This is a genomic window from Micromonospora sp. 067-2 (assembly GCF_046549295.1).
Taxonomy (GTDB): domain Bacteria; phylum Actinomycetota; class Actinomycetes; order Mycobacteriales; family Micromonosporaceae; genus Micromonospora.
Genome location: NZ_JAJPWB010000007.1, coordinates 281,258 through 301,411 on the forward strand (window position 1 = coordinate 281,258; position 20,154 = coordinate 301,411).

The window sequence follows — 20,154 nt, forward strand, 5'->3', positions numbered from 1 at the left end:
GGTCCTCTCCGGCTCAGAAGGTGGCGAAGGTGAGGGTCTGCGGGACTCCGGCGCGCAGGGTGACCGACTCGGGGCCGGTGGTCCCGGTCGACAGGGCCAGCGGCACGGTGCGGTCGTCGCGGGCGGTGAGAGTGGCCGACGTGAGGTGCCCGTTCTGCCAGGTCAGGTCGACCAGCACCGGACCACGGGCGCGCAGCCCGCGCACCGAGCCGCTCGGCCAGTTCGGTGGCAGCGCGGGCAGCAGGCGCAGCCGACCCCGGTGGCTCTGCACCAGCATCTCGGCGACGCCGGCGGTCGCTCCGAAGGTGCCGTCGATCTGGAAGATCTCCGGCGGGTGCAGGTCGAACAGGTTCGCCGCGGTGTACCGGCAGAGCAGTTCCCGGATGCTCGCCGCCGCCGCGGTGCCGTCGCCGAGGCGGGCCCAGAGGCAGATCGCCCAGGCCCGACTCCAGCCGGTGCTGCCGCCGTCGGAATCCAGCCGGGCCCGCAACGACCGGCGCGCGGCGTCGGCCAGGACCGGGGTGTCCACCGGGTCGATCTCGTTGCCGGGATAGAGCGCGTACAGGTGCGAGACGTGCCGGGGCCCCGGCTCGAACTCGGCGAACGGCTCGGACCACTCCTGCAACCGCCCGTCCGGGCCGATCGCCGGCTCCGGCAGTCGGGCCAGCGCCGCGGCGATCCGCCCGCCGAGGCCGTCGTCCGCCACGCCAGCCTGCTTCGCGGCGGTGAGGGTGTCCCGGAACAGGTCGCGGATCAGCCAGATGTCCATCGTCGACATCGTGTCCAGCGAGACGTGCCGGCCGCCGGCGTCGAGGAAGGTGTTCTCCGGCGAGGTCGACGGGGCGCTCACCAGCCGACCGTCGCGGTCCGGGACCAGGAAGTCGAGGACGAACTCGGTGGCGCCCCGCAGCACCGGCCAGGCCCTCTCGGCCAGGAAGGTGTCGTCGCCGTCGAACTCGGCGTGCTCGACCAGGTGCCGGCTCAGCCACGGGCCGCCCATCGGCCACATGGCGTACATCGGGTCGCCCTCCCCCTCACCGACCGGCCAGCTGGTCCGCCAGATGTCGACGTTGTGGTGGGCGGTCCAGCCGGCGCAGTCGTACAGCGAGCGGGCGGTCCGCGCACCGGAGGCGGCCAGCTCGTCGACCAGGTCGAACAGCGGGCGGTGACACTCGGGCAGGTTCGTGGTCTCCGCCGGCCAGTAGTTCATCTGCACGTTGATGTTGGAGGTGAAGTTGCTGCTCCACGACGGCTGCACGTCGGCGGACCAGACGCCCTGGAGGTTGGCAGGCTGACCACCCGGCCGGGACGAGGCGATGAGCAGGTATCGGCCGTAGTCGAACAGCAGCGCCTCCAACCCCGGGTCGTCGTGGCCGGCGCGGTAGCGGGCCAGCCTCAGGTCGGTCGGCGCCGCCTCCACCTCCGGATCGCCGGCCAGCTTCAGCTGGACGCGGCCGAAGAGCGAGCCGTGGTCCCGCTCGTGCCGGTCGGCCAGCTCCTCCGGCGTACGGGCCGACGCCGCGTCCAGCGTGGCGGTGACCGCCGTGAGCAGTGCGGCCCGGTCGTCGTGCGGCACCGCGTCCCAGCTCCGGAACGACGTCTCGGCCGCCAGCAGCAGGGTGGCCTCACGGGCGCCGGTCAGCCGCAGCCCGTCGCCGTCGACGCTGACCGTGCCGGCGTCGGTGCGCACCCGTAGCGCGGTCGCGAAGATCATGCCGGTGCCCTCGGTCCAGGTGACCGGGTCGGGCCGCTCGGTGTGCGGCGGGTCGACGTGGCTGGGCACCCGACCGCCGACGGCCACGGTGGCGGCGTCCAGCCACTCGGTCCAGCCCTCGCGGTGCGGGTGCGGCAGCGCCAGCCGCACGTCGAGCGGCTCGGGACCGGTGGCGCGCAGCCTGACCACCAGCACCCCGTCCGGTGCCGAGCAGAACGTCTCGCTGCTGAAGCCGTCGGCCCGCACCGCGGCGACCGCCCGGCCGAGGTCCAACGTCCGGCGATATCCGGTGTCGGCGCCGACGTCCGGCCGGGTCAGCAGCAGGTCGCCCAGCGGTTGGTACGACTCACTGTTCGGTCCCTGCAACCGCAGCGTCGCCGCACCGGCGGCGGCCCGGTCACCCTCGTCGAGCAGCAGCCGGCGCACCTCGGCGAGGGCCGCCGGGCCGTCGGTCACGCCGGCGTCGCGGGGGCCGCCGGACCAGAGCGTGTCGACGTTGAGCGCGATCCGCTCCCGGTGCGGGTCGCCGAACACCATCGCGCCGAGCCGGCCGTTGCCCACCGGCAACGCCTCGGTCCAGATCCGGGCGGGCCGATCGTAGGTGAGGCGGCGGCCGGAAGGAGCGGGTACGGGCGTGGTCTCGCGTGCGTGCATGGCGTCCTCGCGGGGTGGGGGCAGCGGACGAGGGGCGGGTCGAGGACCCACCGAACGCGAGTCATCCAATCACTTGCGATCAGGAGGCGCCAGGGTGCAATTCCCCCGGACCTCGACCGCGGACCGGCAAAGATCTGCTGAGCTGCTCCTTAGCCCCCTCCCTGAACGGTCTCTCTTGACACGTCGCCACGGCGTCCCTAACCTCGGCCCTCAGCGAGTCATCGAATGAATCGGTCCTGGACGATGCCGGGGCACCCGAGGATTCCACAGAAGGTGGTGCACGGTGGCCCTCAGTGACGACGCCGTCGGCGCGATCCGAAGGATGATTCTCGACGGCCGACTGCGGGCCGGTGACCGGCTTCCGGTCGAAAAGGACCTGGCTGCCGAGCTGGGTCTGTCCCGTGGCACGCTGCGCGAGGCCGTCCGCGCCCTGACGCTGATCGGCGTACTGGACACCCGGCAGGGTGACGGTACGTACGTCACCAGCCTGGAACCACACCTGCTGCTCGGCTCGCTGTCGTTCACGATGGACCTGCACCAGGACAGCTCCGAGTTGTTCCTGCTGGAGACCCGCCGAGCACTGGAGTCGCACGCCACCAGCCAGGCAGCGGTCCGGCTGCGCGACCCCGACCTGGCCGAACTCGGCCGGATCCTCGACGCGGCCGAGGCGCTGCTGGACGCCGACGAGGCCGATCACGACGCGCTGCTGGCGCACGACCGGGAGTTTCACCGCACGATCGTCCGGTCCGCCGGCAACCCGGTGCTCACCGCACTGACCGAATCGCTGTCCGGGCAGACCATGCGCGCCCGGTTGTGGCGGGAGCTGACCGATGAGGGTGCCGCGCGCCGCACCCTCGGCGAGCACCGGGCCATCCTCGACGCGCTGCGGGCCCGCGATCCCGAGCTGGCCCGGATCCGGGCGGCGGTGCACGTCGCCGGGGTCGAGGACTTCGTCCGTGCGCAGATCCGCGCTGGCCGCACCGGCGGGCCGGCCGGGTTCGTGCCGCCGGTGGTGTCCGCGACGCCCCGCCCCCGCCGGGCGCGCCCGGCGGAACCCCTCGGCTGAGCTGGCCCCGGTGTCGGTCGACGAGCGGCGGGCTCCGGGCCTATGTTGTTAACGCTAACAAGAGCATCGAGCAAACGGAGGACCCCGTTGACCACCCCATCGCATCGCCCGCTGTCGACCACTCCACCGATGGGCTGGAACAGCTGGGACTGCTACGGCACGACGGTGACCGAGGACGAGGTTGTCGCCAACGCGGAGTTCATGGCCGCCAAGCTGCTGCCGTACGGCTGGAACACCGTCGTGGTCGACATCCAGTGGTACGAGCCGACCGCCCGCGCCGGCGGGTACAACGACGACGCACCGCTGGAGCTTGACGAGTACGGTCGGCCGCGCCCGGTCGAGCGCCGCTTCCCATCGTCTGCCGACGGGCGGGGCTTCGGCCCGCTGGCCGAACGGGTGCACGCGCTCGGGCTGCGCTTCGGCCTGCACATCATGCGCGGCATTCCGAGGCTGGCGGTCAGCCGCGGCCTTCCGGTGCTCGGCACCGGATACCGGGCCGGTGAGGTGGCCGATCCCGACTCCACCTGCGACTGGAACACCGACAACGTCGGGCTCAACCACGACCACCCGGGCGCACAGGCGTACTACGACTCGCTGCTGGCGCTCTTCGCCGAGTGGGGGGTGGACTTCGTCAAGGTCGACGACATGCTCGGGCCGTACCACGATCGGGAGATCGCCTCGTTCTCCCAGGCGGTGCGCACCTGCGGACGGGACATGGTGCTCAGCCTCTCCCCCGGTCGATCGCTCTCCCTCGAGCACGACGAGCACCTGCGTGCCAACGCCGACATGTGGCGGATCTCCGACGACCTGTGGGACCGCTGGTCGGACGTCTACGACCAGTTCGACCGCACCGCCCGCTGGGCGCACCTCGCCGGTCCCGGTTGCTGGCCGGACGCCGACATGCTGCCCCTGGGTCGGGTCGGCATCCGGGCCGAACGGGGCGTGGACCGCGACTCCCTGCTCACCTGGGACGAGCAGCGCACCCTGATGACGCTGTGGTGCATGGCCCGCTCTCCGCTGATGTTCGGCGGCGACCTTCCACGCAGCGACCCGCGCACCCTCGACCTGCTGACCAACGCAGACGTGCTGCGGGTGCTCACTGACAGCAGCAACAACCGGCAGGTGCTGCGCGAGGGTGACCTCGTGGTGTGGACGGCGGACGCCGCCGACGGCAGCCGGTACGTCGCGGTCTTCGACACCGGGGACGAGCCGCTGGCGGTGGACCTGCCGCTGACGTCGGCCGGCTGCACGCCGGGCAGCCGGGCCACCGAGCTGTGGACCGGCACCGATCTCGGCGTCCTCTCGGCCGACCTGCCGGTCCGATTGCCGGCACACGGCAGTGCGCTGTACCGGGTGCAGCGGTGAGCACCGGGGCCCGGCTCGGCACGGTCGCGGCGGCATCCGGCACGGCCACCGCCGTCCGGTTGCACGGGCCCGGCGACCTGCGGGCGGTCGCGGAGCCGGTGCCCGTTCCGGCAGCCGGAACGAGCCTGGTCCGGGTGACCGCACTCGGCATCTGCGGCTCCGACCTGCACTGGTTCTGCGAGGGTGGGATCGGCGAGACGCGATTGGCGGGCCGACCGCTGGTGGTCGGGCACGAGTTCGCCGGGGTGATCGAGGGTGGCCCGCGGCACGGGCAGCGGGTCGCGGTCGACCCGGCGATCCCCTGTCACACCTGTCCGAGCTGCCGCGAGGGCTGGGCGAACCTCTGCCCGCAGGTGCTCTTCGCGGGCTACGACGCGCTCGACGGCGGGCTGCGCGAGCTGTTGACCTGGCCGGACGAGCTGCTGCACCCCTTGCCGGACGAACTCTCCGACGCCGACGGCGCGATGCTGGAGCCGCTCGGCGTGGCCCTGCACGCGCTCGACCTCGGGCACCTGCGGGTCAACGGCAGCGTGGCCGTGATCGGCTGCGGCCCGATCGGGTTGCTGCTGGTGCAGCTCGCCCGACTGGCCGGCGCCGGCACCGTGGTGGCGGTCGATCCGCTGTCACACCGCACCGCAGCCGCGCTGCGGCACGGCGCGGACCACGCGCTCACCCCGGCCCAGGCCGGCACGGACGCCTGGTCGACGCTGGTGGGGCGGGGCGTGGACGTCGCCTTCGAGGTGGCCGGCAACGACGACGCCATCGCGCTCGCACTGCTGGCCACGCGGCCGGGCGGGCGAGCGGTGCTGGTCGGGATCCCGGACGACGACCGGATCTCCTTCCCGGCCGGGCTGGCCCGCCGGAAGGGGCTGACGCTGGCGCTGAGCCGGCGGATGAACCACGTCTACCCCCGCGTCATCGACCTGGTCCGCCGCGGCCGGGTCGACGTCGCGTCGATGGTCACCGAGCGGTTCGGGCTCGCCGACGCGCACCTGGCGTTCGAGTCGGCGGCCCGCCGCGACGGCCTCAAGGTGCTGATCGAGCCCGCCCGCTGAACAACCCGGACAAGGACCACGGGCCCCGACGCGACGCGTCGGGGCCCGGCTCCGTTCGGGGATGTGCTCAGGCCGCGGCGCTCACCGGCACGGCGGTCGTCGTGGTCGCCCCGTCGGCGGCGGTGGCCCACTCAGGACCGTCCGGGTAGCGGTAGGCCGCCACCGAGGCCGGCAGTAACTGCCCGCTCATGCCCGGCGCGGTGGGCGCCAGGTAACGGCCGTCACGGATCCGCACCGGGTCGACGAAGTGTTCGTGCAGGTGGTCGACGTACTCGATGGCCCGGTTCTCCTGCGTGCCGCTGACCGCCACGAAGTCGAACATCGCCAGGTGCTGCACCAGTTCGCAGAGCCCCACGCCGCCGGCGTGCGGGCACACCGGAACACCGAACTTGGCGGCGAGCAGCAGGATGGCCAGGTTCTCGTTGACTCCGCCGACCCGGCAGGCGTCGATCTGCACCACGTCCACGGCCCGGGCCTGCAACAGCTGCTTGAACACCACCGCGTTCTGCACGTGCTCGCCGGTGGCCACCCGGATCGGCGCCAACGCCGCGCGCACCGCGGCGTGGCCCAGGACGTCGTCCGGCGACGTCGGTTCCTCGATCCAGTACGGGTCGAACTCGGCGAGTTGGCGCATCCACTCGATCGCGTCCGGCACCCCCCAGATCTGGTTGGCGTCCACCGCGACCTTGATGTCCGGCCCGACCGCCGCGCGTGCCAACCGGAACCGGCGCACGTCGTCGGCCAGGTTGCCGCCGACCTTGAGCTTGATCAGGTCGTAACCGTCATTGACCGCCTCCCGGCAGAGCCGGACCAGCTTCTCGTCGTCGTAGCCCAGCCAGCCGGGGGTGGTGGTGTAGGCGCGGTAGCCCTCCGCCCGCAGCGACCGCTCCCGCTCCACGCGACCCGCGACCCGGTCACGCAGCAGCTCCAGCGCCTCCTGCTCGGTCAGCACGTCGCGCAGGTAGCGGAAGTCCACCTGGGCCACCAGCTGTTCGGGGGTCAGATCGGACAGCAGCTTCCACAGCGGCTTGCCGGCCCGACGGGCGGCCAGGTCCCACACCGCGTTGACGATGCCGCCCGCAGCCATGTGCACCACGCCCTTCTCCGGGCCGAGCCAGCGGATCTGGCTGTCACCGATCAGACGGCGGGCGAGCGCGCCCGGGTCGGCAACGAGCTCGTCCACCGGGCAGCCGACCACCAGGTTGGCCAGTGCCCGCACCCCGGCGACCTGCACCTCCGTGCCGCGGCCCACGGTGAACACCAACCCGTAGCCCTGGGCGCCCGAGGTGGTCCGTAGCACCACGTAGGCCGCCGAGTAGTCGGGGAACGGGTTCATCGCATCGGACCCGTCCCGGTGCCGGGACGTGGGGAACCGCACGTCGAAGGTGTCCACGGACGAGATGAGCTCAGTCACCATGAGGCTCCCCAGGGGATGGTCGATCGGCGCCACGCGGCGGGCGGCCCGACCGGCATGGTCGGGAATGATGCGGCCGGGACCGCAGCACCGGCCGAACATCAGATGTATTTCTACTCCGGGGAGGGGCGGTAGTCCAGAGGCACGCTGGCCATCCTGCTGGTTGCGACCTTTCGCACAGTCGATCTCCACGCGAATCGTCGGAAAAGTTTGATGAATGCCGGATCCGCTCCGGCGGTGCCGGGTGACCCCGGCCGACGGCTCGACCCATCCACCGCAAGGCCTGCCACCAGCACGGCACGACACGGATCCACCCCCGACCAGGGCGGGGATCACGAAGATATGATGTGTCGCGCCGGGGCACGGGGTGCAGAGGGGGCGCGGGTGGCACTGACCGATGACGCCATCGCCAGGATCAGGCAGATGATCCAGAGCGGTGAACTGCCTCCGGGGACGCGACTGCCCCCGGAACCGCAACTCGCCGCCCAGATGGGGCTCTCCCGCAGCGGTGTCCGCGAGGCCGTCAAGGCGCTGGAGTCCGCCCGGGTGCTCGACGTGCGCCGGGGCGATGGCACGTACGTGACCAGCCTGGCTCCCCGCCTGCTGCTGGAAGGTCTGGGCCTCGCGGTGGAGCTGCTGCGTGACGACACCCTGCTGGAGGTGATGGAGGTCCGTCGGCTGCTGGAACCGGCGGCCACCGGGCTCGCGGCCACCCGGATGCCCGACTCGCACCTGGACGAGCTGGAGCAGATCCTGGAGGACATGCGCGCCGCTGCCGACGACGCGGAAAAGCTCATCCAGTACGACATGGCGTTCCACCGCACCGTCATCGCGGCCGCCGGCAACGAGACGCTCAGTTCCCTGCTGGACGGGCTCTCCGGCCGCACCGTGCGGGCGCGGGTCTGGCGCGGCCTGATCGAGGGCAACTCCGCGCACATCACCCTCGGCGAGCACCGGGCGATCTATCAGGCACTGCGCTCGCGCGACCAGCTGCTCGCGCACGCCGCCGCGCTGCTGCACGTCAACACCTCCGAGGCGTGGCTGCGCACGATCCTGGCCGGGCAGCCAACCGAGGACCACCAGTCCTGACGAACACCGCCCCGCACTGATCAGCTGCGGCTGCGCTGAGCGGTTCCGCGGCCGACCAACCCACCGGGTCGGTCGGCCGCGGCTCCATCCGTCACCGCGGCCGACGAGGCTGCGACGGTGGCGCGGAACTGCGCGCGAACGGGGTCAGGGCAGCGTCCACCTCTGGTTGGCCCGGGTGTTGCAGTCCCAGATCACCAGCTGGGTGCCGTCGACCGTGCTGGACGCGGGGTTGTCCAGACAGCGGCCGGAGACGGGGTTGACCAGCGAGGAGTTCGCCCCGACCGTCCACCGCTGGTTCGTGGCCCCGGTGCAGTCCCAGAGCAGGACGGTGCTGCCGTTGGCGGTGCCCCGGGCGTTGACGTCCAGGCACTTGCCGCCGAAGCGGATCGACTCCGACTCGTAGGTGAAGCGCTGGGCGGCTCCGGAGTCGCAGTGCGCGATGACGACCGGGGTGTCGTTGGCGCTGCCGCCGCCGCTGCTGGCGGCACACATGCCCGCGACACCGTTGGTCAGCGGGCCGCCGGTGCCCGGGTTCTGCGTACCGGCGGGGGTGATGCTGAGGTTGTCCCACATGTTCGTCTGGTAGCCGCCGACACCGAAGCCGACCACGCCCGCCGCGTGCGTCGAGTTGGTTACCGTGGTGAGGGTGCGTCCGTCCACGGCCGCCGAGATCGAGCTGCCGTTGAAGGTCATCGACAGGGTGTGCCAGCTGTTGGTACCGAGTGCCGTGGTGGTGCCGCTGGCCAGCGTGGTGAGCACCCCGAAGCAGTCGGTGGCGCGTACGGCGCACCCCGATTTGACCACGTTGCTCCCCAGCGACCAGGCGCCGGTGTTGCTTATCTTCAGCTGGTAGTGCCGTTGGTTACCGGCCGGCCGACCCTGCGTGTTCACCCGGCCGAGCAGTGTGGTGGTGCCGGCCTGCTGCATCAGGGTGTCCACCTTGACGGTGTAGTCCCGCCAGCTCGTGTCGCCCAGCAGCGTGAACGTGTCGCTCTGCCCCTGCCAGATGATCGGCTGGGAGGGTGCCACCTGCTGAACGCACCGGCCGGAGCGCCCACCGGCACAGTTGCGGACCTCGAAGGAGCCCTGCATGTCGGAGAGGTACCGGGCCATTGCGTTGACCGGGTAGCTCTCGAAGTCGTCGGAGTACGGAAGCGGAAGGGCCCGGCCGGCGGGCGGGGTGCCGGCGCTGCCCTTGGTCTGCCCGGAGGTGGTCGTCACCGTGTAGACGTGGTTGGGCTGCAGGGTCAGCGAATACCGACCGCCCGACGGGGTGACGTCGGCCTGGCGGGCCAGGATCTGCGAGGTGGCCGCGCCGGTGGCCAGGTTGGTGGCCCAGACCCGGACCGGACCGGTGGAGAGCCCACCGGTGACCGCCACGTTGACGGTCTGGGCCTCGGTGGCCGTGCTGGTCTCGATCACCGAGGTGTAGTCACCGCCACCGGGGGCCTTGAGCGTGAGGTAGCTACCGTTGGTCCGACTGCCACCGAGGTAGCCGCTGGCCGGCTCGATCACCGTCCAACCCGGATCGGTGAACTGGGTGTAGTGCGCGGTCACCCAGGTCACCTTCCCCACGGTGTACGACCCGGACCAGGGCTGGTTGGCCAGCACGTAGCCGACGTTGGAGAACGGCAGGTGGGGGTAGAGCCCGGCGACCCGCGGCCAGTGGATGAAGCCGGTGTACCGGCCGTCGAGGTAGCCACGGTTGAGCTGGCGTACCAACGCCCCGTTGCCGGTGGTCATGTCCTGGGAGCCGCCCTCACTGGCCCAGATCGGCTTACCGCTGTTGATCGCGTTGGCGTTCGAGGGGCATTCCAGCGACTCCTTGAGCCAGCCACACGGGTAGTGGGTGCCGATGACGTCGACGGCGGCCCGGTAGGTCGGGTCACTCGCAAGGGTGTCGGCGAAGTCGATGTTGGTGTCGTCCGCGACGATCCTCGTGTTCGGGTACCGGGTTCGCAGCGCGGCGTCGAGGTTGAGGAACCAGGCCCGGTTGTCGCCCTTCTCGTTCCAGCCGCCGAGGTAGTCGATGGTCAGCCCGTGGGTGTTCTTCGCGCAGTCCAGCCAGCTCAGGTAGTAGTCCACCATGTCCTGGGTCCAGAAGCTGCCGTTGCCGACCCAGCCCGGCGCTCCCCAGGCCAGGCCGAGCAGTTTGATGGTGGGGTTGCGGGCCTTGGCCTCCTTGGCGAGCCAGAACTCGTAGCCCACGTTGCAGTTGATCTGACCGCGGACGTGCTGGTGGCTCGGCTCAGCGCCGTCGGTCGAGTTGGTGTCCCCACCCACCTCGATCTTGAGCATCTCCAGGCTGGCGCCGTAGTTGGGCTTGAAGAGGTAGTCGAGGATCTGGGCGCGCTGGGTGGGCGGGTAGTCGATCAGGAGGCGGCTGTTGCCACCGCCGCCGCTGACCGCGCCGATGCCGTCCCAGACCCGCCCGCCCTTGGTGCCGTCCACCGTTATCGAGGTGGCAGCCGCAGCCCAGGCGGTCGGCTGCCCGGCGGGCACGACGAGCCCGGCGGCCACCAGCACGCCGACGAGGAGCGCGCACCATCTCCCGCGAAGTCCTCTGATCATCAGATCATCTCCTTCATCAGCCGGCCTGCGGAGCGTCCGTGTATTGATGTCCACCTACTCGTGTGGCCGAACCGAGGCCGCACGGATTGCAGGTGGTAAAGGGGTTCAATAGCTCTGCCACAGGCGCCGGACGAGGTCGACCGAAACCTCGACACCATCGATATACATCATATGTTTGGCGACTTCACCGCAGATTAACGGGCTCGACCCACGACCGCAATGGTTCGTCCCGCAGCCGTCGGACCTGTCGCGTGGCGCCACTTCAGCCGAACCAGAGCTCGAAGTGCGCCGTTCGTGGCGTCAGCCGGTACGTGGGCAGCACACCCGGGCCACACGCCGCTGTTCCGACGCCGTGCTGCGCGTGGTCGATCGCGAGGTGCAGCCGGTCGTCTGCGGTGAGCTCGTAAGCGTGGCGCGCCGCCGCCAACGCGTGCGATGACCAGGGACGGACGGTGAAGCTGAACTCCGGACCGGATACGCGCAGCCGCCGCCCCGATGCGGGGTCGCGCAACTCCAGTCTGCTCACCCCGGCCCGGGCACCGTTCTCCTGCGGGCGTACGTGCGGCACGCCCAGGTCGGAGACGCTCGACTCGTACCATCCCCGGCGCTGGGCCTGGCCCGTGTCGGGATACTTCGGACCGGGTCCCAGCCCTGCCCAGGTCACGTCGGTGAGTGTCGCGGGCAGCGTGAGGTCGAGGCCGATGCGCGCCCAGGTGCCGGTCCAGGGCCCGGCCGGCGACACGTCGACCACCAGGGACAGGGCCTCTCCCGCGGTCGACCACCGGTAGGTCGTGTCGACGGTGTGGTCGCGTCCCGCGGTCGCCGAGCGTCGGACGACGATGAGGCCGTCCGCTGCGGCGGTGACCGAGACGGTCCGGCTCTCGAGGCGGGGCAGGCCGAGTGCCTCCCAGGTGGTGGCGTCGGGTGGGCGTTGCACGTCGGTGGAGTCCACACCCCGGTCGTTGTCGGTTGGTGCGCGCCACAGGCCGAGCTCCGGCCCGTCGACGGGTACGCCGTGCAGCGACCGGAGGAGTCCGGTCGTCGGGTCGAAGAGTGCCGGACCGAGGAGCAGTCCGTCCGTCGTGGCTCGGGGCGCGGTCCGGGTCGGCTGGGCAACGAGTGGCACGGCGTGGACCGAGCCCGCCTGACACCAGGCGACCTCGTGACCGGCGGGGGCCCAACCGGTGTCCTTCGCCAGCACCGCGGAGATCGTCAGGATTGCGTCGTCGGTGCGATCAGCGGCGACGCGGCGCGGTAGGGCGACACCGGTGTTTCTGCCCGGTGCGAGGTGCACCGGCTCGAGCACGCCGGCCGAGCGTTCTCCGGTCGCGATCCGGATCGACCAGCGCAGGACGAACTCCGACAGATCCAGCACGTCGTGCAGGTTCTCCAGTCGCAGCGTGTTCCAGCTCTCGTCCACCCGCATCCGCACCGGTTCGACGACCTTCTTGACGTCGAGCAGGCCCGGACCCGGCACCCGATCGGCCGACACCAGGCCGTCGATGACGAAGTTCGAGTCGTGGACCGGTTCGCCGAAGTCACCGCCGTACGCGTCGTACCGCTCGCCGTCCGGGGTCGTCCGGTGGATACCGTGCTCGACCCACTCCCAGACGAACCCGCCGCTCAACCGCGGCGAGGATTCGAACGCGGCCTGGTATTCGCTCAACCCACCGGGACCGTTGCCCATCGCGTGGGCGTACTCGCAGAGCAGGAACGGCAGGCTCCGGCGGTGCGCCTCGAGATCCGGGTCGTCGAGCGCCGGCTCGGCGAACCTGCCGATGGCCTCGACCTCGGCGGGGGACGCGTACATCCTGGAGTAGACGTCCACGTACGAGGTGCGCTGCCAGTCGCTCTCGTAGTGCACGAGCCGGGACGGGTCACGGGTCTTGGCCCAGGCGGCCATGGCGGCGAGGTTCTGGCCGTTGCCCGCTTCGTTGCCGAGCGACCACATCAGCACACAGGGATGGTTCTTGTCCCGCTCGACCATGCGCGCCATCCGGTCGAGCAGTGCCAGACCGTACGCGGGGTCGTCGGAGGGGTTGCCACGCCAGTCGACGAGGGCGAAACCGTGCGTCTCCAGGTCGCACTCGTCGATGACGTAGAAGCCCAGCGCGTCGGCCCAGTTCAGCACCTCGGGGTGTGGCGGGTAGTGCGAGGTGCGGATGGCGTTGATGTTGTGCTGTTTCATCAGCTTCAGCTCGGCGACGACGGTGTCGGTGGGTACGACGCGCCCGAGGTCCGGGTGGTGCTCGTGGCGGTTCACCCCGCGGAACAGCACGGGGTGACCGTTGAGGAGGAGCTGCGAGTCCTGGACCGTGACGGTGCGGAAGCCGACGCGGAACCGAGCCCGCTGGATCGGGGTCGACACGACCAGGTCGTAGAGTGTCGGCCGCTCGGCGGACCACGGCTCGACCGGCCCCACATCGAGTGGCACTCCCGGGGAAAGGTCGTGCACGCCCAGTTCCGGGATCGAGATCCGGGTCTGGGCTGCCACGGAGGTGTCCACCTCGACCCGGAGGTCACCGCGGCCCGCACCATAGCCGGCGTGGACGAAGACATCGCGGATCGCGCCGGCGGGATGCGCGAGCAGCGTGACGGATCGGAAGATCCCGGGCAACCACCACATGTCCTGGTCCTCGAGGTAGCTGGCCGCCGAGAACTGCGCGACCCGTACCACCAGGAGGTTGTCGCGTTCCCGCAGCAGCGCGCCGACCTCGAACTCCGTCGGCAGCCGGCTGCCGCGGGTGGTTCCGACGAGCCGGCCGTTGAGCCAGACGGTGCCGGCCGAGTCGACGCCGTCGAACCGCAGCAGGGCGCCTGCGAGGTACGCGGCGGGGACGTCGAAGCGTCGCCGGTGGTCGCCGATGGGGTTGGCGTCGGGCACGTGGGGCGGGTCGACCGGGAACGGGAAAACGACATTGGTGTACGCCGGACTGCCGTGTCCGTGCATCGGCCAGCTCGACGGGACCTCGATGGTGTCCCAGTCGCCGTCGTCGAAGTCCTCCTCGTCGATCGCGCTGGGAGCGGCGTCGAGCGAGGGCGACAGACGGAAGCGCCAGTCGCCGTCCAGTACCAGCTCCGGCAGACCTGAGTCGAACCGCGCACGCGGCGCGACGGCACCGGTGCCGGGGCCGGCGCGGCGAAGGTCCATCGTCACGTGCGCGGAGTGGGCGGTGTTCGCGGAGCCAGCTGGGGATCCCGAGGGCATTGCGTCATCCTCTGTGCGGTGGGGGCTGCGGAGCGTACTCGGTCGGGCCGGGTCAGAAGCGGACGCTGCCGGTCGCGAGGCCGGTCTTCCAGAAGCGTTGCAGGCTCAGGAAGACCGCCACGATCGGCACCACCGAGACCAGGGCACCGACGACGGTGAGCGCCTGCAGGCCCGGTATCCGGCTGGCGTTGGCGTTCCAACTGTGCAGGCCGACCGTCAGTGGCATGAGATGCGTGTCGTTGAGCACCAGCAGCGGCAGGATGAAGCTGTTCCAGCTACCCAGGAACGCGAACAGCAGGATCGTCGCCAGCCCGGTCGACATCATCCGCATCCCGACCGTCAGAAAGATCCTCAGTTCGTTCAGACCGTCGATGCGGGCGGCCTCGATGAGCTCGTACGGGATGGAGGACTGCGCGTACACGTACGCGAGCAGGACCCCGAACGGGAACACCAGGCCGGGCAGCAGCAGCCCCGCATAGGTGTTGTCCAGACCGAGCAGCACGATGAGCTGGTACGTCGGAATGGCGAGGACGGCACCGGGAATGAGCAGGCTACCGAGGACGAGCGCGATCAGCGGCTGGCGTGCCCGGAAGCGGTACACGCTCAGCGCGTATCCGGCCAGGGCGCAGACCAGCGTCGTCAGCACCGAACCGAACACCGAGTAGACGACCGAGTTGAGCATCCAGCGCCAGAAGATGCCGCCCTCGAAGGTGGTGAGCTTCGCGATGTTGTCGAAGAGGTGGAACCCCGAGAACGTGAACCCGGGCGTGGTGAACAGCTCTCCGGCAGACTTCGTCGACGCGACCACGAGCCAGTAGACAGGGATGAGGAAGTACAGGGCGGCGACCGTCATCACGGCGGTGGCGACGGCGATGGCGAACCGGGGTCGCCGGATGCCCCTTTGAGCGGATGCGCTAACCACGGACCACACCCTTCCGGGTCGTCAGTCGCATGACGAAGACGGAGACCACGAGCGTCGCGACTCCGAGGATCACGGCCATGGCAGCCGAGAGGTTCTCGCTGCTGCCCTGGGTGGCCACCGTGTAGATCGACATGTTGGGCGTGTACGTGCTGGAGATGTTGTGGGTCAGCGTGCGGAGCACGAGCGGCTCGTTGAACAGCTGCAGGGTGCCGATGATCGAGGACAGTACGGTCAACAGCACCGCCGGCCAGATCATCGGGATCTTGACGCTCACCGCCAGCCGCAGTTCTCCGGCGCCGTCGAGACGGGCCGCCTCGAACATCTCCCGTGGGATCGACTGCAACGCCGCGAACAAAATGATCATGTTGATGCCGGTGTAGACCCAGGTGCTGATGTTCGCGACGGCCCAGAGCACCGCCCCCGGGGCGAGGACGTCCAGGTCGAGCCCGACCGCGGCGAGGCCCTGCAGCAGTGGACTCACCGCGGGCTGGTAGAGGAAGCCCCACAACAGGGCTGCGATGACACTCGGCACCGCGTACGGCAGGAACATCGCCGTCTGGAAGAACCGTCCCGCCCTGACCATCCCGGCGTCGAACAGCAACGCGAAGGCTCCCGCAACGAGGATCATGACGGGAACCTGCACGACGCCGAAGAGCAGGACGCGCCCGAAGCTGGCCAGGAAGTCGGTGTCCTGCAACGCCTGCACGTAGTTGTCGACGCCGGAGAACACGGCCTTCGGGGGTCCGCCGAATCCGAGGCCCGAGGATCGGGTCGAGAACATGCTGTTCCTGAAGGCCAGCACGATCGGGACGATGAGGAAGGCGAGGAACAGAGCCACGAACGGGGCGACGAACAGGTAGGGCACCCACCAGTGCCCCGCGCCGGCGAAGCGGCGCGGGGCACGAGCGGCCCGGAGGTTGGCTGCCATCGGTGGACGTCAGCCGGCCGTCACCGAGAGACCGCGGTCCTTCATGTGCTTGACGGCGGCCTCCTGACCGATGTCGAGACTCGCCCTGAAGGTCTGCTTGCCGTTGAACGCCTTGGCGAACTCGTCCATCAGCGAGGCCTGGTCGGCACCCCACGTCGGGCCGTTCACCCAGACGGGCGGGACGTTCGCGGCCGCGTCCCGGTAGATGTCGTTGATCTTCTGGCCGCCGAAGAACGGCCATGCCTTCGCGAGAGCCGGGGACTCCAGACCAAGCTTCGAGGCGGGATACAGGCCGCCCTTGGTGATCAGCGGCTCCGCCGTCTCCTCGGACGAGTTGAGCCAGCGGATGAAGTCGGAGGCCTGCTTCGGGAACTTCGTACCCCTGAGCACCACGTCACCGGAACCACCGTCGTCGCCGACCGCCTTCGAATCGCCGATCGTCGGCAGCGGAGCCAGCGCCCACTTGCCACTCGTGTCGGGAATGTTCTGCTCCACCAGGACGGGATACCAGGACGGCGCGATGAGCGTCGCGTACTTGCCCGTGGAGACGTTCTTCCAGAAGGCCGGCGTCCAGCCGGGATCGATTGCCACCAGCTTCTCGCTGACGAGCGTCTGCCAGCGATCGGCCACCGTCTGGCTCGCGGCGTTGTTGAGCGACAGCGTCCAGGCGTCACCCTTGGTGCCGTACCAACTGCCCTGGGCCTGGATGACGTCGGCCTTCCAGGCGCCCGCCGCAGTCGGGTCGATGTCGCCGAAGTACGAACCCGGCGAGGCAGCCTTGAGTTTGCGCGCCTGGGCGAGGTAGTCGTCCCAGGTCTTGGGCACCGTGAGCCCGTACTTCTGGAAGATGTCGGTGCGGTACATCAGCGCGCGTGGCCCGATGTCCTGCGGGACGCCCCAGACCTTGCCGTTCAACACGAACTGCGACCACGAGCTGGGGGTGTACTTGTCCTGATCGGACTGCACGAACCCGGTGATGTCGACGATGCGGTTGCGGATCACGTAGTCGGGCAGGTCGAGGGGGCTGAGCTGCACGATGTCGGGGCCGGTTCCGGCGTCGACGGCCGGCCCGACCTTGGAGCTGTCGTCCCCGGTCATCCGGTGGAACTCGACGGTGGTGCCGTTGTTCTTGGCGTTGTACTTCTGGACCAGGTCTTCGAGCCCCGGGACGAAGCCCCAGAACTCGATCTTGGCCGGCCCGGAGGTGGTGGGTGGCGTGTCGGCATTGTCGGAACAGCTGGCCAGCACCGTCAGCGCGGTGAGTCCGGCAACGATGGCGAATGCGGCTCGGCGCGACCGTCGTGGAAAGGGTATCGACGTCAAAGCGCTTCCAATCCTCATCGACCCGCAGTTCAGAGCGGCTCTGAATGGTCGGATAACCCTTCAGTGCTCAGCCGGCAGACCGAGCGACCTACGCGAGGGCCACCGGCTCTGCCAACGCTTCTCCGTCGCTCGACCGGGAGCGGCTGCGGGGGGTGGCCGCTCCGGATGTTGCCACAGATTGTGAGCGACAACATTCATGCGGGCAAGAGCCCTGTCACGCTATTTTTGCCGCTAGGGACGACCCCCCTACCGCTGCGAGAGTGTCCGCCCCGCACCCACAAGGGTCAGCGATGTTAGCGCTCTCCACACTGCCGTGGGTGCACCCATCCAGCCCCGGTGAGCTGCGATCCTCCACCGTCGACCTCGGCCCGCAGCCCATCGGCCACCCGCGCCTACCGCCGGCCAGATATCGGCGGCGACAAAAGGCACGAGCCAGGTGAGTGTTCCGGCCGAACTTCCTGATCCCGAGTGGCGAACGATCAGAACCGATCAGAAATTCTATTGACTGAACGAAATGACCTCACAAGAATGGTGGCCATTCCGCTGTCGCATTGTCCGGGCATGCTCGCTGACGCGCGCGCAGGGTCCGGCAATGAACTGACGGTCAGCGGGCTAACGCCTCTCGTCGGCGCAGCACCGCGCCAACCCACTGGTCGTCAGTCGATCAGCATGGCCGCGGCCACCCTGATCAGGGCGACCTGACGGCCGCCGCAGGCAGACCGTTCAGACCACGGTCAGTTCTGCCGCGAGGCACCATCGACGGTGCGAATCAGGCGTGGTGCCCGGCCGCCGGGTGCGCCCTAGGCCCATCTGACGGCACTCGTTCCCAGGCGCTTGACGCCACCCGGCAAACATCTTATGTTCAACGTGTTGCCGACGCATTACGTTATATGACTGCATCGGCTGAGCTGGCACTTTGTCGAGGTGACGCGCTCATCAAGCCTCGCCGCGCCAACACTCGTCATACGTATCGGCTGACCAATGCCACGAACCGCACATGCCGCAGCATCGCCGTCACCCTCCGAAGGGAGAAGACCGTGCGATCCGCCGACCCAAGCCTCCTCGGCTGGACCATCCGGACCGTCGGCGCCTCTGCCGGTCGGGAAACCCGGTGAGGCACGCCTCCGATGTCGGTCGGCAGCACCCCGGCCCCATCCGGCGGCGACTGATCGTCGCGCTGCTGGCCGAGCACGACTTCCTCAGCGTCGACCAGATCCAGGCATCCACCAATGCCTCCCTGGCAACCATTCGCCGCGACCTGCGGCTGCTGGACCGGCTCGGACACGTGATGCGCGTGCACGGCGGCGCGCAGCGCCGCGCCCCCGCGGCCGCGCCCGCCGAACCGCAGCGCCGCATCTCCCCCTCCGGACGCCAGCCGCGCACGGCGACCCGGGACGAGATGATCAGCTATCTGCTTGCCGCGTTGGCCACCGCCCGCCGAGGTGACCTGGCCGATGCCGAACGGTCCCTGGGCGCCGCGTTGGAGTCCTGCCGTTGGCTCCGGCGCGACATCGGCGGTCGATCCGCGTCCGGGTGACGGCGACGCTCGGGCCTCGACGCACGACAACACCGCCCATCTGCTTCCTGTGTCGTCGCTGGCGCCAGCCGTCCCTCAGCGCGCCGGCCGGCGAGTCGGGCTGACCCGCGGGCAGAGGCTGCGGCAACGGCGCCGCGATAGTCTGCCGTCATGGTGAGCGCCGAACTCGATGACGTCATCGTCGCGGACGCCAACGCGCTGCGCGCCTGGCTGTCGGCCAACCACGCCGTGTCGCCCGGCGTCTGGCTCGCCCTGACCAAGAAGGGCGGCACGGTCACGACGCTGACCTGGCAGCAGGCGGTCGACGAGGCCCTGTGCTTCGGCTGGATCGACGGGCAGGCCCGTAAAGGGGATCAGGAAACCTCCTGGATCCGATTCACCCCCCGCCGGCCCCGCAGTTCCTGGTCACAACGCAACGTCGCACACGTGGCCCGGCTCGAGGCGCAGGGGCGGATGCTGCCCGCAGGCCGCGCCGCGGTGGAAGCCGCGAAGGCGGATGGGCGGTGGGCGGCCGCCTACGCCCCGCCGTCGGAAGCCGAGGTGCCGGCCGACCTCCTCGCCGCCATCGCCGCCGACCCCGCCGCCCAGGCCATGTTCGACGTCCTCACCAAGACCAATCGGTTCGCTCTGCTCCACCGTCTCCATGCCGTCAAACGGGCGCAGACCCGCGAGCGGAAGATCGGCGAGTTCGTTGCCATGCTGGCCCGCCACGAGACGATCTACCCGCAGAAGGCCAAGCCCCCGAACTCGCTGTAGTCGACATCTCCACAGTCAACGGCGCCCACTGGCTCATCAGGCGAGCCCTATTCCAGCCGGTGTCGGCGGTACTGCGGCTGGAGCTGGCCGAACGCGATTCCGTTCTCGTCCAAGGCGTTGTACAGGGTCAACCAGCCGTCCGGAAATCGCAGGCCAACAGCCACGCTGCCGTCGGCCAGGTCGCCGCCAGCCCATTCCAGAAGCTCGACCGCCTCGATCCGCCGCCCTCGCTGGGTGGCCAACACGGCGGGAACGTCATCGCGCCAGACCAGCCGGAAGCCGTCCGCCGTCGGCCACACCGGTGGCCGGGTCACGTTCACCGAGTTCCATGTGATCGACAGGTCATCGAACTTCTGGTGATTGACCTCCAGACGCTCGCCGGCGAAGTCGAGCACGATCGGGCAATCGGCAAACCACTCATCATCCTCGGTATCCCACACGACCCACGAACCCGTCAGCTCGCGGCCGACAAGCCTGCCCAGGCGCCGTCCGTGGTGCTTCGTGACCTGGTCTCTTCCGTTCAACCACCGTGGCCGGTGACCGGTGATTCCA

Annotated in this window: 14 protein-coding genes; 6 read left to right on the forward strand and 8 right to left on the reverse strand. The window is 69.9% G+C overall.

The features are described from left to right. Nucleotides 1-13: 13 nt before the first annotated feature. Nucleotides 14-2,368 carry a glycosyl hydrolase family 95 catalytic domain-containing protein gene (locus ACLJN9_RS18890; protein ID WP_410812741.1) on the reverse strand — a complete coding sequence of 785 codons (2,355 nt, stop codon included), beginning with the start codon at nucleotides 2,366-2,368 and terminating at the stop codon, nucleotides 14-16. Between the two features lie 283 nt (nucleotides 2,369-2,651). Between ACLJN9_RS18890 and ACLJN9_RS18895 the strand changes: the two genes are divergently transcribed. The 3 genes from ACLJN9_RS18895 to ACLJN9_RS18905 all read left to right on the forward strand — a co-directional run bounded on the left by ACLJN9_RS18895 (nucleotide 2,652) and on the right by ACLJN9_RS18905 (nucleotide 5,854). Further along, on the forward strand, nucleotides 2,652-3,434 hold the full coding sequence (locus ACLJN9_RS18895) for a FadR/GntR family transcriptional regulator (protein WP_410812742.1): 783 nt from the start codon (nucleotides 2,652-2,654) through the stop codon (nucleotides 3,432-3,434). A gap of 87 nt (nucleotides 3,435-3,521) precedes the next feature. Continuing rightward, on the forward strand, nucleotides 3,522-4,799 hold the full coding sequence (locus ACLJN9_RS18900) for a glycoside hydrolase family 27 protein (RefSeq protein WP_410812743.1): 1,278 nt from the start codon (nucleotides 3,522-3,524) through the stop codon (nucleotides 4,797-4,799). Then, nucleotides 4,796-5,854 (forward strand): zinc-dependent alcohol dehydrogenase, encoded by a 1,059-nt coding sequence (locus tag ACLJN9_RS18905; RefSeq protein WP_410812744.1) that lies wholly within the window; start codon nucleotides 4,796-4,798, stop codon nucleotides 5,852-5,854. The genes ACLJN9_RS18900 and ACLJN9_RS18905 overlap by 4 nt, the downstream gene beginning before the upstream one ends. 67 nt (nucleotides 5,855-5,921) lie before the next feature. On the opposite strand, the gene ACLJN9_RS18910 is transcribed toward ACLJN9_RS18905, so the two are convergent. Beyond that, complete coding sequence (locus ACLJN9_RS18910; protein ID WP_410812745.1) at nucleotides 5,922-7,271, reverse strand: enolase C-terminal domain-like protein; 1,350 nt, start codon at nucleotides 7,269-7,271, stop codon at nucleotides 5,922-5,924. A gap of 381 nt (nucleotides 7,272-7,652) precedes the next feature. Between ACLJN9_RS18910 and ACLJN9_RS18915 the strand changes: the two genes are divergently transcribed. After that, a complete protein-coding gene (locus tag ACLJN9_RS18915; protein WP_410812746.1) occupies nucleotides 7,653-8,357 on the forward strand; it encodes a FadR/GntR family transcriptional regulator in 705 nt (234 codons plus the stop codon). Nucleotides 8,358-8,501: 144 nt separating this feature from the next. Here ACLJN9_RS18915 and ACLJN9_RS18920 read toward each other — a convergent pair whose 3' ends face one another. From ACLJN9_RS18920 to ACLJN9_RS18940, 5 genes are all read right to left on the reverse strand, one after another. After that, nucleotides 8,502-10,928, reverse strand: a complete 2,427-nt coding sequence (locus ACLJN9_RS18920; protein ID WP_410812747.1) for a ricin-type beta-trefoil lectin domain protein — start codon at nucleotides 10,926-10,928, stop codon at nucleotides 8,502-8,504. Between the two features lie 262 nt (nucleotides 10,929-11,190). Then, nucleotides 11,191-14,136: a glycoside hydrolase family 2 TIM barrel-domain containing protein gene (locus ACLJN9_RS18925; protein ID WP_410812748.1), complete on the reverse strand. Its 2,946-nt coding sequence runs from the start codon at nucleotides 14,134-14,136 to the stop codon at nucleotides 11,191-11,193. Between the two features lie 52 nt (nucleotides 14,137-14,188). Beyond that, nucleotides 14,189-15,058, reverse strand: coding sequence for a carbohydrate ABC transporter permease (locus ACLJN9_RS18930; protein ID WP_410812749.1), 870 nt, complete (start codon nucleotides 15,056-15,058; stop codon nucleotides 14,189-14,191). Then, on the reverse strand, nucleotides 15,051-15,986 hold the full coding sequence (locus ACLJN9_RS18935) for a carbohydrate ABC transporter permease (RefSeq protein ID WP_410812750.1): 936 nt from the start codon (nucleotides 15,984-15,986) through the stop codon (nucleotides 15,051-15,053). The genes ACLJN9_RS18930 and ACLJN9_RS18935 overlap by 8 nt, the downstream gene beginning before the upstream one ends. Before the next feature lie 9 nt (nucleotides 15,987-15,995). Continuing rightward, a complete protein-coding gene (locus ACLJN9_RS18940) occupies nucleotides 15,996-17,309 on the reverse strand; it encodes an ABC transporter substrate-binding protein (RefSeq protein ID WP_410812751.1) in 1,314 nt (437 codons plus the stop codon). 1,111 nt (nucleotides 17,310-18,420) lie between these two features. Between ACLJN9_RS18940 and ACLJN9_RS18945 the strand changes: the two genes are divergently transcribed. Both ACLJN9_RS18945 and ACLJN9_RS18950 read left to right on the forward strand, forming a co-directional pair. Next, nucleotides 18,421-18,846, forward strand: coding sequence for a DeoR family transcriptional regulator (locus ACLJN9_RS18945; RefSeq protein ID WP_410812752.1), 426 nt, complete (start codon nucleotides 18,421-18,423; stop codon nucleotides 18,844-18,846). Between the two features lie 150 nt (nucleotides 18,847-18,996). After that, complete coding sequence (locus ACLJN9_RS18950) at nucleotides 18,997-19,602, forward strand: YdeI/OmpD-associated family protein (RefSeq protein ID WP_410812753.1); 606 nt, start codon at nucleotides 18,997-18,999, stop codon at nucleotides 19,600-19,602. A 47-nt stretch (nucleotides 19,603-19,649) separates the two neighbouring features. Here ACLJN9_RS18950 and ACLJN9_RS18955 read toward each other — a convergent pair whose 3' ends face one another. Then, on the reverse strand, nucleotides 19,650-20,042 hold the full coding sequence (locus ACLJN9_RS18955; protein WP_410812754.1) for a hypothetical protein: 393 nt from the start codon (nucleotides 20,040-20,042) through the stop codon (nucleotides 19,650-19,652). Between the last annotated feature and the right edge of the window lie 112 nt (nucleotides 20,043-20,154).